Annotated in this window: 13 protein-coding genes and 2 riboswitches; of the genes, 10 read left to right on the forward strand and 3 right to left on the reverse strand. The window is 44.7% G+C overall.

Features of this window, described 5'->3' with window-relative positions:
- The first annotated feature begins 12 nt into the window (after window positions 1-12).
- A complete protein-coding gene (locus CRO17_RS04565; RefSeq protein WP_097039694.1) occupies window positions 13-291 on the forward strand; it encodes a hypothetical protein in 279 nt (92 codons plus the stop codon).
- A 186-nt stretch (window positions 292-477) separates the two neighbouring features.
- Here CRO17_RS04565 and CRO17_RS04570 read toward each other — a convergent pair whose 3' ends face one another.
- Together CRO17_RS04570 and CRO17_RS04575 are read right to left on the reverse strand one after the other, a co-directional pair.
- Complete coding sequence (locus CRO17_RS04570) at window positions 478-828, reverse strand: P-II family nitrogen regulator (RefSeq protein WP_097039696.1); 351 nt, start codon at window positions 826-828, stop codon at window positions 478-480.
- A gap of 20 nt (window positions 829-848) precedes the next feature.
- Window positions 849-2,060, reverse strand: a complete 1,212-nt coding sequence (locus CRO17_RS04575; protein WP_097039698.1) for an ammonium transporter — start codon at window positions 2,058-2,060, stop codon at window positions 849-851.
- Window positions 2,061-2,700: 640 nt separating this feature from the next.
- A riboswitch (SAM riboswitch) is annotated at window positions 2,701-2,812 on the forward strand.
- A 75-nt stretch (window positions 2,813-2,887) separates the two neighbouring features.
- Between CRO17_RS04575 and metX the strand changes: the two genes are divergently transcribed.
- The 8 genes from metX (at window position 2,888) to CRO17_RS04615 (ending at window position 11,943) form a co-directional block, all read left to right on the forward strand.
- Window positions 2,888-3,955, forward strand: coding sequence for a homoserine O-acetyltransferase MetX (gene metX / locus CRO17_RS04580; RefSeq protein ID WP_097040084.1), 1,068 nt, complete (start codon window positions 2,888-2,890; stop codon window positions 3,953-3,955).
- A gap of 1 nt (window position 3,956) precedes the next feature.
- Window positions 3,957-4,064: riboswitch (SAM riboswitch) on the forward strand.
- 74 nt (window positions 4,065-4,138) lie between these two features.
- Window positions 4,139-5,935, forward strand: coding sequence for a PLP-dependent aspartate aminotransferase family protein (locus CRO17_RS04585; RefSeq protein ID WP_097039701.1), 1,797 nt, complete (start codon window positions 4,139-4,141; stop codon window positions 5,933-5,935).
- The gene (locus CRO17_RS04590) at window positions 5,928-6,929 is read left to right on the forward strand and encodes an aliphatic sulfonate ABC transporter substrate-binding protein (RefSeq protein ID WP_097039703.1); all 1,002 of its coding nucleotides are present in this window, start codon (window positions 5,928-5,930) and stop codon (window positions 6,927-6,929) included. Before CRO17_RS04585 ends, CRO17_RS04590 begins: the two co-directional genes overlap by 8 nt.
- Before the next feature lie 6 nt (window positions 6,930-6,935).
- Window positions 6,936-7,715 carry an ABC transporter permease gene (locus CRO17_RS04595; protein ID WP_097039705.1) on the forward strand — a complete coding sequence of 260 codons (780 nt, stop codon included), beginning with the start codon at window positions 6,936-6,938 and terminating at the stop codon, window positions 7,713-7,715.
- Between the two features lie 15 nt (window positions 7,716-7,730).
- Window positions 7,731-8,483 (forward strand): ABC transporter ATP-binding protein, encoded by a 753-nt coding sequence (locus CRO17_RS04600; RefSeq protein WP_097039708.1) that lies wholly within the window; start codon window positions 7,731-7,733, stop codon window positions 8,481-8,483.
- Window positions 8,443-10,128, forward strand: a complete 1,686-nt coding sequence (acsA, locus tag CRO17_RS04605) for an acetate--CoA ligase (protein WP_097039710.1) — start codon at window positions 8,443-8,445, stop codon at window positions 10,126-10,128. Before CRO17_RS04600 ends, acsA begins: the two co-directional genes overlap by 41 nt.
- A 273-nt stretch (window positions 10,129-10,401) precedes the next feature.
- Window positions 10,402-11,271, forward strand: a complete 870-nt coding sequence (locus CRO17_RS04610; RefSeq protein WP_097039711.1) for a manganese catalase — start codon at window positions 10,402-10,404, stop codon at window positions 11,269-11,271.
- Window positions 11,272-11,277: 6 nt separating this feature from the next.
- Window positions 11,278-11,943: a DUF421 domain-containing protein gene (locus tag CRO17_RS04615; RefSeq protein ID WP_097039713.1), complete on the forward strand. Its 666-nt coding sequence runs from the start codon at window positions 11,278-11,280 to the stop codon at window positions 11,941-11,943.
- On the opposite strand, the gene CRO17_RS04620 is transcribed toward CRO17_RS04615, so the two are convergent.
- The gene (locus CRO17_RS04620) at window positions 11,937-12,461 is read right to left on the reverse strand and encodes a hypothetical protein (protein ID WP_097039715.1); all 525 of its coding nucleotides are present in this window, start codon (window positions 12,459-12,461) and stop codon (window positions 11,937-11,939) included. The two genes, CRO17_RS04615 and CRO17_RS04620, sit on opposite strands and share 7 nt — an antisense overlap.
- A gap of 184 nt (window positions 12,462-12,645) precedes the next feature.
- On the opposite strand from CRO17_RS04620, the gene CRO17_RS04625 reads away from it, so the two are divergent.
- The gene (locus CRO17_RS04625) at window positions 12,646-14,016 is read left to right on the forward strand and encodes an MATE family efflux transporter (protein WP_245864599.1); all 1,371 of its coding nucleotides are present in this window, start codon (window positions 12,646-12,648) and stop codon (window positions 14,014-14,016) included.
- Window positions 14,017-14,236 lie beyond the last annotated feature (220 nt).

Here is a 14,236-nt window from a genome sequence, read left to right on the forward strand (position 1 = left end):
AGGAGAAGAGAAATGAGCAATTTAAGAAAATACGAAAATCCGTTCACAGCAGGAAGAAACGATAATAAATCCCAAGTTGCGCATAGCGGTAACTCTGATGTAGATGTAATTGTAGAAGTAAATACAATGCCTATTGCATACGCCATGCTATGCTCTCTGCTTGCGACGAACCAGTTATCCAAAGACGAATTTGATAAGGCCGTAAAGAAACTAAAAAGTCTAGTCGATGAAGATCGCCACTATGATCGCAATGATCCAAAAACAGCTAAGATTTATCATTTAGAACAGTAATATAACGTAGAGCTTTCCCGCCAGGCGTAGCCGGCCGAAAGCGGGAATGCTTCTACAGCCTTTCTGCTGTATCTTATGCGAACAATAGCCCTAATGTTACTAGCCTGCGCATGATCTTCTCCTTAGCCAGCCTTGAAAAAGGCTGGCTTTTTATATAGAAAAAACGCCCCAAGAGGAGCGTTTATCTTACAAGGCGGCCGGACCTTGTTTTCCGGTATTAATATCAATTGTTTGCTGAACAGGATAGACGAATATTTTCCCATCACCAGCTTTTCCAGTATGGAGTACGCTGGAGGCAGCTTTAATTATATCGTCTACAGGGACGGAGCTGACGACAATTTCTATTTTGAGACGATCAAATACGTTTTGTACTTTCTTTACGCCTCGGTACAATTCTGTGTAGCCTTCTTCAAGCCCGCAGCCTTGTACGTGAGAAAAAGTCATGCCAGAGACACCGATTTCAGCCATTTTCATCTTAAAAGCCTCGAGATCCGTCGAATTTCTTGTAATAATCTCCACCTTAAACATATCACTCATATACAGTTCCTCCTTTTAGGTTAATCCTGATAAGCGCGTTCACCATGCATGGTTAGATCCAAACCTTTTGCTTCTTCTTCATCTGTAGCGCGTGCTTTGAAAATAAGATTAACGATGGAGATTAAGATGAATGTTACCACACCAACAAAGATGTAGGTTGCAACGATAGCAACTACCTGTCTCCATAATAAATCAATGCCGCCGCCGTAGAAAAGACCATTATTTGTAACGATTGCGTTGATGGAGTCACTCGCGAACAAACCAGTTGCAATGCCGCCCCACGTGCCGCCGACTGCGTGCAATCCGAAAGCGTCCAAAGCGTCGTCATAGCCTAGTTTCTTTTTCAGCCAGCCAACTCCCCAGAAGCAGACAATGCCGCCAATAAAGCCGATTGGAATGCTGGCAATCGGTGATACAAACCCAGCTGCTGGAGTGATAGCAACTAGACCGGCAATCGCTCCGGAAACAGCACCAAGCAGAGTCGGCTTTTTGTTAACTGCCCATTCGATAATCATCCAGCCGAGTACACCCGCTGCAGCTGCTGTATTTGTATTAATGAAGGCATACATTGCGACATCATCAAAAGCAAGTTCACTGCCGACATTAAATCCAAACCAGCCGAACCAAAGCAAGACGCCGCCAATTAACGTGAAAATTAGGTTATGTGGTGCAGTAGCACCGGCATTTTTTCGTTTCCCGATAACGAGCGCGACAACTAAGCCGGCAAGACCAGATGAAATGTGGACAACGTTACCGCCTGCAAAATCAAGTGCGCCCATTTCTGCAATCCAGCCGCCGCCCCAAACCCAGTGTGCAAGCGGTGAATAAACAATGAGGACCCAAAGTACTGTGAATAGAATGAATGCTGGAAAACGAATACGTTCTGCATAGGCGCCGGACACGATAGCCGTTGTTAAAATGGCGAACGTCATCTGGAACATCATAAATAAGTTAAAGGGAATTGTATGACCTTCAGCAGGATCAAAGCCAACATTGTTTAATCCGAAATAGTCTAATCCGCCAATAATTCCGTTACCTGATGAGAATGCCAGGGAAAAACCGATGACTATCCAAATGATGGAGACGATTGCCAGTGTCGTGAAACTGTGCATCGCTGTGCTCAGTACATTTTTACTTCTTACTAAACCGCCATAAAAGAGTGCAAGTGCTGGTGTCATCAACCATACGAGTACCGTTGCGACAAACATGAATACCGTGTTAGCCATATCCATTTTCTCTACCCCCTGTGTTTTCTTTATAGTTTGAAAATTTAAATCTTTTCTCATTATAAGTGACAGGTAAAAAAATGTAACAAACTTGTTAGGTTATCTTACGTGAATATTTCTGACCAAGTTATGTAAGTGTTTTCAGTGTTTTTGTTATATAAAGTTACGAAAAAGGTCTGCATTTTTAAAAAAAACGAAACGAAATTGGTTTGATGTCGGAAGGAAAGGGAATAGCATAGTAGCTGCGGAGAGATGCTGGATGATAGGCTTTACATTTATTGTAAAGCATGATAGTATAGTTTATGTCTTCGTTTTTAAGTAACTTACGCGAAGATCTCTGGCGTTCTGCTATAGTTTAATTAGAAGTGCTTATTCTGACTGGAGCGGCCTTGGAGCCGTGAGGATGCAATAGAGGTAGGGATTGCATCGTATAAGTAAAACTACCATGTAGAAAAAAGTACCGCGGCAGGAGTTTGCAGGAAGCATTCTCCACTAACAATAGAAAAGTTACATTTTAGCCCCGCATTGGCAGCTGCCGATGCGGGGCGTCCAAATTCTAGAGAATTTTTTCTTGATGAAAAATTCAGAATACATAGTTGACGATAGAAAAAACTCATGCTACAATCCTGTTAACAAATAAATAGAACTCTTATCAAGAGAGGCGGAGGGACTGGCCCGACGATGCCCGGCAACCTATAAGCAGCAATGCTTTTAAGGTGCTAATTCCTGAAAGTGTACACACACTTTAGAGATGAGAGAGACATGACGGTACATATTGCCACCCTGTCCTCTCAGGGTGGTTTTTTTATTTGATGGGAGGCAAACGTACTGAAATGAAGACTGCACAGTCATATTATGCAGGCAAAATCAACATTGGAGATGTGAAGCTCGAATCAGGTGTACGCCTCTCGGATGTAGAAGTGGCCTATGAAAGAAGCGGCCCGTCAGACGCAGAAACAGTGTTAATCTGTCATGCACTTACTGGAGACCAGTATGCAAAAGGTACAGCATCTGAGCCTGGCTGGTGGAGTGGATTGCTTCAATCCGGCGGATATGTTGACACGAATAAATATCAAGTGATTGCATGCAATGTATTAGGCGGATGTAATGGCACGACAAGTGCTTTATCAAGAAACACCGCAACGGATCAAGTGTATGCGGCAGATTTTCCGCAGATTACGATTCGGGATATGGTGAAGGTTCAGCGGCTATCCTTAGACAAACTGGAGATCACGCATTTACGAGCAGTAATTGGCGGATCCCTAGGCGGCATGCAGGTGATGGAATGGGGAATTATGTATCCTGATTTCATGGATGTGCTCATCCCTCTAGCAGCAACACCTTATGTGAGTGACTATGCGATGGCTTATAATCACATTGCCAAGTCTGCCATTATCTCTGATCCTGATTGGAATAATGGCAGATATACAGCAGACAGGAAGCCGGCAGCCGGTTTGGCAATTGCACGGATGGTTGGTATGATTACGTACCGTTCTGATCACCAATACAATGAACGCTTCCGCCGTGCTGCATCCTCTGGACCTAATAGCGAATTTGAAGTTGAATCGTATCTCAATCATCAAGGAGAAAAGCTTGTCAGCCGATTTGATGCTAACTGCTACCTAACGTTATTGCAAGCAATGAACAGTCATGATATTGGCAGAGGAAGAGGCGGATGGCAGTCTGCTGCCAGCAAAGTGAAGGCAGCTGTATTGACCTTCGGATTCTCAAGGGACCTTTTATTCCCATCAGAGGAAATTGCAACATTTACATCAGAAGTTCCCGAAGGACGACATGTATGCGTTGAAACAATTTACGGACATGATGGTTTTCTGCTCGAGTTTGAGAAATGGGGACACCATATTCGCGAAGTGCTTCAGCAGCCAATGAAAATTTCATAATAGCTTATCAAGAGAGGCGGAGGGACTGGTCCGATGAAGCCCGGCAACCTGCAAGCAGTAATGCTTAGAAGGTGCTACATCCAGCAAGCGAAAGTTTGAAAGATAAGAAGTTCAATGCGTAAAAGAGCAGCTTCTTATCCGAAGCTGCTCTTTTCATTACTATAAAACTGGAGGAATGACAAAATGACGAATTCAGTATACAAAGCAGAGACACTAGCACTGCATGGCGGGCAAGCGCCAGATCCGACAACAGGTTCCAGAGCGGTGCCGCTTTATCAAACGACTTCATACTTGTTTCATGACACAGACCACGCAGAGCGCCTATTCGCTTTGGATGAGCCCGGCAATATTTACTCTCGTATTGGAAATCCTACCGTAGATGTACTGGAAAAACGAATTGCATTATTGGAAGACGGTGTCGCTGCTGTTGGTGTAGCTTCCGGAATGGCAGCAATCAGCTACAGCATATTGAATGTGGCAAGTGCCGGCGATGAAATCGTAGCTGCTGCGAACTTATATGGCGGAACATATAACTTGTTCCAGACAACGCTTCCTCGCTATGGAATTCAGGTGAAATTTGTCGATCCAACCGATCCGGAGGCATTCCGCGCAGCGATTACCGATAAAACGAAAGCTGTTTTTGCTGAAATCATCGGCAATCCGAGTTTGCATGTACTTGATGTAGAAGCAGTTGCAGAAGTGGCGCACGCCGCAGGTATTCCGCTTATTGTGGACAGTACCTTTGCTACACCGATTCTCAGCAAACCGATTACTCTTGGCGCAGATATTGTTGTCCATAGTGCAACAAAGTGGATTGGCGGGCATGGTACTTCTATTGGAGGATTGATTGTAGACGGGGGCCGGTTCGACTGGAATTCACCGAAATTTCCGACTTTTACTGAACCGGATCCAAGCTATAACGGCATACGTTATGCATTTGATTTTGGCACTCTTGCTTTCAGCACGAAGTTACGCGTGCAATTGCTGCGTGATCTAGGTGCTGCCCTCAGTCCGTTTAATGCATGGCAGCTCATTCAAGGACTGGAAACGTTGCATTTGCGTATAGAGCGTCATGTGCAAAACGCAGAAAAACTGGCGTACTACTTGGAGCAGCATCCGGCTGTTGATTGGGTTGCTTATCCAGGACTTAGCAGCCACCCTGCATACGAAATAGCGAAAAGAGTGCTTCCGACAGGTGCCGGGTCCATCGTCAACTTTGGTATCAAAGGCGGAAAAGAAGCGGGTGCTGCGCTAATTAATAATGTTGCGCTTTGGTCACACGTAGCCAACGTAGGAGACGCAAAATCCTTAATTATTCATCCAGCCTCCACTACACATCAGCAGCTGGATGCCGAAGGATTAGCAGCAACAGGGGTAAAAGAAGAATTAGTTCGTTTGTCAGTTGGGATTGAATCAGTGGATGATCTTATTCATGACTTGGACCGTGCCTTGGAGAAGGCGACGGGTATCCGCTCTGAATCACGTGAGATCGTCATTAATGACGAAGCGGTTATACGTGAAGCACTCGGCAGTGATAAAGATGCTGATGGCCGTCAAAAAACGATTGCAGTTGTTGGTCTGAGCAGTAAAGAGCAGCGGCCGAGTAACCGCCTGGCAAGAAAAATGCAGCGACTAGGTTATAGAATTATTCCAGTTAATCCTGCAGAAACAACGGTGTTAGGCGAAACGGCTTATCCGGATCTTACAAGCGTACCAGAGAAAATAGATATAGCACAGATTTTCCGCAGCCCCGAGGCAGCAGTAGAGCTGGCAAAAGAAGCGGCAGAAGTTCGACCAGCTATTTTTTGGCTGCAGGAAGGCGTCGTTTCACAAGAAGCTGCAGCAATTGCTCGAGAAGCTGGACTGGAAGTCGTTCACAACCGCTGCACATACAAAGAAGCACAACGTCTTCGCGGAACAATCAGCACATATACAGGTGAAGCGAATGAAAATGAAAATGGAGTTGGAGTTGATGAGTAAAATCCCAGTTATTGATAAAAGAAGTCTGTTAGCGATAATCAGTCTGTTTTTAATCATTTTCCTGGCAGCATGCGGAAATGCCAGCAGCGCTTCGGGAGACCTGAAGCAGATACGTTTAGATTATGCCTATTATTCACCAGCTAGCCTTGTCATTAAGAACAAAGGCTGGGCGGAGGAAGCGTTCAAGGATCAAGACATTGAAGTGACATGGACGCTCAGTCAAGGCAGTAATAAGGCACTGGAATTCCTCAATAGCAATAGTGTGGATTTCGGCTCTACTGCAGGCAGTGCGGCTTTATTAGCTAAAGCAAATGGCAATCCAATTCAAGGTATCTACTTAGCATCTAAACCAGAATGGACAGCATTAGTAACGACAAAAGATAGTAAGATTACGGATCCAGCTGAACTGAAAGGAAAGAAAGTTGCCGCTACGGTAGGAACAGATCCATATATTTTCCTTCAGCGCACATTGCAGGATGCCGGTCTCGATGAACAGGATGTCCAAATTGTCAATCTGCAGCACGCAGACGGAGCAAGTGCTTTGCTTTCTGGTGACGTAGATGCCTGGGCAGGGCTTGATCCGCACATGGCAAAGCTTGAGTTGGAAAATGAAGCACAGCTGTTTTATCGTAATGCAGAATTCAATACGTACAATTTCTTAAATGTTCGAGAAGAATTCGCTGAGAATCACCCGGAAGAAGTAAAAGAAGTATTAAAGCTTTATGATAAGGCAAGAGCATGGATTAATGAAAATCCGGAAGAGACGGCTGAGATACTTGCCAAAGAAGCGGGGATTAGCCAAGAAGTTGCCGTACTACAGCTGGAACGGAATGATTTCTCTGAATCAGTTCCGGGAGAAGTGCAGCAAGAAATTCTGAGCCAGTCAGGTGCTGTACTTGAAAAAGCGAATCTTTGGAAGGGCAACAAAGCGATAGCGGAAACAGTCGACACGTATGTAGAACCAAAATTCGCAAAAGAACTAGAGGAGGAATGATATTTTATGTGGAAGAAACTGCGAACACATCCTGTACTGCTCGGTTCCCTGCTGCCTATTCTATTAGTAGCAGCTTGGGAGATCATGAGCCGTGCAGGAATCATTCCTGCCTATCAGCTGCCAGCTCCTAGTGCTATTCTTTCTACCGTTCTGGCTTACGTGCAAGATGGATCATTGCAAAATCATATTTTGCTAACTATTTATCGGCTGCTTGTCGGTTTTGTGATTGGTACTGTGGCAGCAATTTTACTTGGAACACTTGTCGGCTATTCCGAACTGGCGGAAAAGATTTTCGACCCGTTGATGCAGGCATTTCGTTCCATCCCATCTCTTGCTTGGGTACCGCTTTTTATTCTGTGGATGGGAATTGGTGAGACTTCAAAAGTGACATTAATCGCAGTCGGCGTATTTTTCCCAGTTTACTTAAACATTGTGGATGGTATCCGGGGAGTTGATCGAAAACTGATCGAGGTTGGCAGAATGTATGGGTTGGATGGAGTGGCACTCGTTAGAAGAATCATCTTGCCGGCATCTTTGCCTTCCTTCCTTACCGGGCTGCGCAGCGGTCTTGGTCTGGGCTGGATGTTTGTCGTCGCAGCAGAAATCATGGGAGCAAGCCAAGGTCTTGGGTATTTGCTCATTCTTGGTCAAAATACATATGCTCCTGATGTCATTATCGCCAGTATTTTCTTATTTGCGCTGCTAGGTAAGCTGACCGACTGGGTGCTCAAACTTATTCAGAAACGATCGCTTCATTGGCAGGATACAGCGCTAGCAAAAAGATAAGGGAGAGGAAGCAGCATGACAGTGCGCGTACAATCGTTTGGAAGGCGTTTTGGTGAAAAGCAAGTATTGCAAGGTGTCGATTTTTCTGTCGGACAGGGAGAAATCGTAAGTCTGCTCGGTACAAGCGGGTGCGGCAAGAGTACCGTTCTGCGGGCGCTAGCTGGACTGGATAAGGATTATGAAGGAAGTATTACGATTGAACCGGGACAGCGTATTGGTTTCATCTTTCAAGAACCCAGACTGCTGCCTTGGAAGACGGTGTTAGCGAATACAACTTTCGGACTGAAAGGCGACAAACAAGCAAACGAGGAAAAAGCACGCCGGTATTTGGAGCTGGTCGGGTTAAGAGAAGCGGAGAAGCTCTATCCGCGTGAATTATCCGGCGGAATGGCACAGCGGGCAGCTATTGCTCGCGCGCTTGTCACCGAACCGGACATTCTTTTGCTGGATGAACCATTCAGTGCGCTTGACGCCTTCACGAAGATGCAGCTGCAAGAGCTGCTGCTGAAGATTTGGGAAGAAATACGCACGACGATTGTTCTCGTGACGCATGATATTGATGAAGCCTTGTATTTGAGCGATCGTGTGCTGCTATTGCAAGGAAGGCCATCGACATTAGCCAGAGATTTGAAAATTGCATTATCAAGACCTCGTTCCCGGGGAAGTGCTAGTTTAGGAAAGTGGAAACAAGATTTACTAGATCTATTAGAAGGGAAGGATACGGCATATGACTACAGCCTTGTCGCCGAAGTTGGGCAGAAAGCATAATCTAGCAAGTTATCAAGAAGCATTAAATACACATGATTGGAATGCGCTGGAAGAGAAGTTATTGAGCAGGAAAAAAGGAAAATGCAATGCAGCTTATGAAGCTGTTGACCGGCACGTGGAAGAAGGATATGGCAGCAAAACAGCGCTGCATTATGTAAGAGATGGTGTATTACAGGAAAGTCTGTCTTTTGAACAGCTGCAGCAAAAGGTAGAACACTATGCAAAGGTTCTTCGTGCGCATGGCGTTAAAAAAGGTGATCGTGTCTTTATCTTTCTTCCGAAAAATCCGGAGTGCTATGTCGCTATCTTGGCAGCGATACGGGTTGGTGCCATCGCGGGGCCATTATTTGAAGCATTTATGGAAGACGCCGTGCGCGACCGAATAAATGATTGCAAAGGAACATTGCTTATAACAGATCAAGATTTGATCAAACGGGTGCCGGCAGACGATATCCCTTCCTTGCAGGAAATTCTTTTAATAGAAGAAATTAACGCAGCCAATCCGGATGCGACTCATTCAGGTGAAGTAGAATGGGTGGATAAAGAAGATGGACTGCTGATTCATTACACGAGCGGCTCAACAGGCAAACCCAAAGGTGTTCTGCATGCCCATCGTTCCCTTGTTCATCATGCTGTGTCTGGTAAATGGGTATTAGACATTAACGATGAGGATGTCTACTGGTGCACCTCGCATCCTGGCTGGGTAACAGGAAGTGTTTATGGGCTGTTTGCTCCGTGGCTTAATCGTGCAACGATTGTCATTCAAGGAGGCCGTTTTCAAGCAGAAGCTTGGTATAAAATTATCGAGGAACTGAAAGTGACAACGCTGTACAGTGCGCCAACCGCTTTTCGTCTGCTGAAGGCAAAAGGAGAACTGTATAAAGATTATGATCTATCCAGCTTGCGGCACATCTTAAGTGTAGGAGAACCGCTTAACCCAGAAGTCATTACATGGGCTTGGGAAAATCTGCAGCTGCGCATCCATGATACATGGTGGATGACGGAGACAGGCGGACACATTATTGTAAACCTGCCTGCTGAGCCGATTAAACCTGGTTCGATGGGTCGTGCATTTCCGGGGATTCAGGTTGGAATCCTGGATGAAGAGGGAAATGAATTACCCGCCAATACGATTGGTCAGCTGGCGGTCAAAACACCGTGGCCAGGATTAATGCAGGATATTTGGGGAGACAGAGGCAAGTACGCTAGTTATTTTGTCTATTCCGGCTGGTATATATCCGGCGACCTTGCTTTAAAAGATGAGGATGGGTATGTTTTCTTTCAAGGACGAAATGATGACATGATCAATTCCTCCGGCGAGCGAATCGGTCCCTTTGAAGTAGAAAGTAAGCTGATTGAGCATCCAGCTGTTGCCGAAGCAGGAGTCATCGGTAAACCAGATCCTGTTCGCGGAGAAATTGTGAAAGCCTTTATCACACTGCGAGATGGCTTTGAAGAAACGCAGGAGCTGCTTGACTCTCTACGCTTATTTGTTCGCAAAAATCTAGCTGCGCATGCGGCACCAAGGGAAATTGAGGTAATGACAGAACTGCCGAAAACGCAGATTAGCGGAAAGATATTACGCCGGGAATTGAAACAGCGTGAATTAGATAAGCAACTAGCATTCAAAGCGCCTTCCAAGTAATGGGAGGCGTTTCTTATGGAAATAATGCACGAAAGAAGTGTAATTTTTTCCTGGAGTTAACTACACCAGACAGTACCTGATTCGACCTTCAAAGTACTCCCGGATTGCGGGCATTTCTGCATGATTGACACCCGTCCTTAGTCTCAGAAGAAATAATGGAGCATATGGAAAAGATAGGGTAACAAGGAATCGGCTGTGCGCCGGCTTTTTTGATGCAGAATAGTTACATGGCAACCGGACAACCTAAAGGAAACATATTTAGGGGGTCAATTCATGTTTTATCATGTTAAACAATTGCAATATAACGCCAAACCTACTCGTCCAGATCCGGTATATGCGAAAAAGTTACAAGAAGTCTTAGGCGGACAGTTCGGTGAAATTTCTGTCATGATGCAGTATATGTTTCAAGGCTGGAACTGTCGTGCAGAAGGAAAATACAAAGATATGCTTTTAGATATTGCGACAGAAGAAATCGCACATGTGGAAATGCTTGCAACGATGATTGCACAACTGCTTGATGGTGCGCCAGCGCACGCCCAGGATGAAGCAGCAAAAGATCCTGTAGTAGAAGCAGTATTAGGTGGTATGAACCCTCAGCATGCAATTGTTGGTGGTTTAGGAGCCAAACCAGATGATAGTACTGGGTATCCTTGGACAGCGCGTTACATTGTTTCCAGCGGTAACTTGCTGGCAGACTTCCGGGCGAATTTGAATGCCGAATCACAAGGACGTCTGCAAGTATGCCGACTTTATGAAATGACGACAGATCCTGGTGTCCGGGATATGCTTTCTTTCCTGATTGCCAGAGACACGATGCACCAAAACCAATGGATGGCTGCCATTGAAGAGTTGGAAGCTCCACAAGGAGCAATTGTTCCAAGTACTTTCAACCAAGAGGCGGAAAAGCAAGAAGTATCTTATTCGTTCATGAACTTCTCAGAGGGAGAAGAAAGTAAGAGCGGACGCTGGGCAAATGGACCAACCCTAGATGGACAAGCTACTTTCGAATATGACGCAGCGCCAAAGCCAATGGGACAGATTCCTATTTTGCAGCCGGGACCTGCTTATATCCATGGTACCCCGCCGGAAGAGCTGCGTATCCAGCGCGGCACAGGCAAGATGGAACCACCAGGGCAAGGGTAAGAAACAATGGGGATTGCAGAAGTTACACTGCGCAGTCTAATCGGGTTTGCAGTCTTGTTTATCGTTGCAAGGGTCTTAGGGAAAAAGCTGATTGCACAAATGACATTCTTTGATTTTGTTACCGGCATTACAATTGGCTCCGTTACCGCTAACCTTATTTTAAACAAGCAAATTCGGTTGACAACGGGTGTGTATGCGTTATTAATCTTTGGTTTTCTGACATTAGCTTTAGGGTTGTTAACCATCAAAGTTTTTTCGGCACGAAAAGTACTGAGTGGCGAGCCGCTTTTAATTATCAAAAACGGCAAAATATACGAGCAAGGCATGATGCATGCCAGACTTTCTGTTGATAGTCTGCTGCATCAGCTAAGGAAGAAAAATATCTTTTATTTGGATGATGTGGATTTTGCTTTTTTCGAAACAGATGGGACAATATCCCCTAATCAAAAAAAAACGCAAAGTGAGCAAAGCAGCGGAAGAGGGCTGCCGCAAACCTTCATTATAGATGGGCGGGTATTAGAGGATTCTTTACAGGCATTGAATAAGGATAAAAAGTGGCTGGATAATCTATTAGCTTCTCACCAGACGAAGCTGAAAGATGTTTTCGTCGCCCAACTGGACCAAAATGACAACTTATATATCGATTACAGACAAGACAGACAGCCTCAATAAGGGCTGTCTTTTTTTGCACGCATATTAACATGGAACTTATTATAAACGGCCTGTTGAGAAGTCATGTCAGCCAGCGGGATAAGTTCTCCTTCGGTTTGCTGCAGCAGTCTCGTGTATGCATCTTGCAGCATGCTGTTTTGATAAGCCATTTGTAAATGCACATGTCTGACATTGCTGTCCTTCATCATTTGTGCTGATTGGAAGTTGACGTTTCCCATCATTTTGGCGGTACTGCGCAGCTCTAGTAACAGCTCTTGCTCCTGGGGTGTAAGACTTCCGTAAGTCACCTGTTCGTTTAAGGAAAGGACAGGAAGCGCTACGTGAGAATATCTTGACGGATTGATTAGCTCCAGCATGACAGCTGTGTGTGTCTGCAGCATTTGCAGGTGGGATTGTAAGATTGCTTGTAAGGCAGGATTGGCAATCAGCTCTCTATAACGTGTCAGTTTATTGATCTCGCCTATATGTGATTGGAGATGCTCGGTCATTAAGCCTAAATCGGCAGCAGGGATTCGCATGGTATCCATCCTATCTTGTTAATTTCTCAATAAATTATGTTTATTCGAATGAAAACGCTACCGTGACAAGCGTTGCTATAAACAGAGAAAATTGTTTCAATTAATTAGCGCAAAGCCCTTTACATTCCAGAAAAAAGGACTATTATAGAGTGAGTTTGATTTTAATTGAAAAGGAGAATGTCTGTTGGGTCATCCAACTTCTACTGCTTCTGAGCAAACATTGTTTCGTATCTCCTGGCCGCTGTTTATTGAATTAGCACTTCATATGGGAATGGGTATCGTTGCTACACTGATGCTGAGTCATTACTCAGATTTAGCTGCTGCCGGAGTAGGCGTAGCCAATCAGCTGATTAGCATTTTTATTTTGGTTTTTAACGTCACGTCAATTGCTTCTATGATTATTATCGGCCAGAAGCTCGGTGCAGAAGATTTGGCAAAAGCCCGGCAGACTGCCCGGACAGCTTTCGGCATGAACTTCTGGTTCGGTTTGATTGTTTCTGCTGTCGTCGTCCTTTTTGGTTCGGCTTTTCTAAGTTTCTTTGATTTGAAAGGTGACACGCTTGCTTATGCGACTACCTTTGTGAAGATATGCGGTGCGTCGCTGTTCTTGGAATCTCTGTCTTTAACGCTTAGTGCGATTCTTCGTGCGAATGGCCGGACAAAGGTATCCATGGTTGTTGCTGTTCTAATGAATGTTTTAAGTGTACTTGGTTATTTGGTTGCCATATTCGGTTTGTTCGGCATGCCAATTACAGGTGTTGTCGGTGTATCTTGGACAATTGTAATTGCCCGTATCTTTGCCGTTGCTGTACTGTTTTATTTTGTGTATCGCTACTTGGCAATTCGTTTTACAGGTACGCATCTGATCAAGCTGAACATCCAAGATATCAAGGACATTCTTGTCATCGGTGTTCCGTCTGCAGCTGAGAATTTATCTTATCAATATTCGCAAATTGTCATTACTGCAATAGTTGCAAACTTTGGTGACGCTTCTTTGGCAGCGCGTGTCTACATTAATAATATTTCCATGCTTTGTTACTTGTTTACATTATCTATCGCAGAAGGTACACAGCTGCTTGTATCCCGTTATATTGGAGGAAAACAATATGACAGAGCGCTGAAACGCGGATTGCGAACATTAAAAATCGCAATGGTCGCTTCTTTTATCGTATCAATGGGCTTTGCACTGACAGGTGCACCTATTTTACAGATGTTTACGGATGACCCAGCTATTTTGGCTGTAGGAATTCCTATTCTTTGGGCAGTTGCTTTTACAGAACCTGGGCGTGCGATGAATATCGTGTTAATGAGCTCGCTAAAATCAGCCGGAGATGCGAAGTTCCCAGCTATTATCGGTGTGATTAGCATGTGGGGGATTGCGGTTCTTCTCAGCTATGGATTAGGCGTATCCTTTGGTCTTGGATTATTAGGTGTCTGGATTGCAATGGGTATCGATGAATGGTTCCGCGGAATCTTTGCATATCGAAGATGGCGCTCCCGTCCATGGGAGAAAAAAGAAAAAGCAGCTGTTCCGGAAACGGCGCTTACACAATGATAGAAGAAAGGCATCGGCTGCGCGCCGATGCCTTTTTGTTTTGAAATTGTTAAGTTAAAAAAATATATGAATTAATTATTTTTTTAGATGTTTTAAGTTGATTGTAAGAGGCCTTACTGTTATGATGAATTTGCAAGAGGAATTTTTTTTATAGCAAGTGGGACAATATATGGCATACCGGGACATTTTTGACCCATTTAACTTTTGGTAAAAGGGGTAT

Source organism: Terribacillus aidingensis, from assembly GCF_900215625.1.
Lineage (GTDB): Bacteria > Bacillota > Bacilli > Bacillales > Amphibacillaceae > Terribacillus > Terribacillus aidingensis.

Bases quoted from the DNA above. Each gene is read 5' to 3' on its own strand.
- CRO17_RS04565 (WP_097039694.1), top strand. From the start codon at position 13: ATGAGCAATTTAAGAAAATACGAAAATCCGTTCACAGCAGGAAGAAAC.
- CRO17_RS04570 (WP_097039696.1), bottom strand. From the start codon at position 828: ATGAGTGATATGTTTAAGGTGGAGATTATTACAAGAAATTCGACGGAT.
- CRO17_RS04575 (WP_097039698.1), bottom strand. From the start codon at position 2,060: ATGGATATGGCTAACACGGTATTCATGTTTGTCGCAACGGTACTCGTA.
- metX (WP_097040084.1), top strand. From the start codon at position 2,888: ATGAAGACTGCACAGTCATATTATGCAGGCAAAATCAACATTGGAGAT.
- CRO17_RS04585 (WP_097039701.1), top strand. From the start codon at position 4,139: ATGACGAATTCAGTATACAAAGCAGAGACACTAGCACTGCATGGCGGG.
- CRO17_RS04590 (WP_097039703.1), top strand. From the start codon at position 5,928: ATGAGTAAAATCCCAGTTATTGATAAAAGAAGTCTGTTAGCGATAATC.
- CRO17_RS04595 (WP_097039705.1), top strand. From the start codon at position 6,936: ATGTGGAAGAAACTGCGAACACATCCTGTACTGCTCGGTTCCCTGCTG.
- CRO17_RS04600 (WP_097039708.1), top strand. From the start codon at position 7,731: ATGACAGTGCGCGTACAATCGTTTGGAAGGCGTTTTGGTGAAAAGCAA.
- acsA (WP_097039710.1), top strand. From the start codon at position 8,443: ATGACTACAGCCTTGTCGCCGAAGTTGGGCAGAAAGCATAATCTAGCA.
- CRO17_RS04610 (WP_097039711.1), top strand. From the start codon at position 10,402: ATGTTTTATCATGTTAAACAATTGCAATATAACGCCAAACCTACTCGT.
- CRO17_RS04615 (WP_097039713.1), top strand. From the start codon at position 11,278: ATGGGGATTGCAGAAGTTACACTGCGCAGTCTAATCGGGTTTGCAGTC.
- CRO17_RS04620 (WP_097039715.1), bottom strand. From the start codon at position 12,461: ATGCGAATCCCTGCTGCCGATTTAGGCTTAATGACCGAGCATCTCCAA.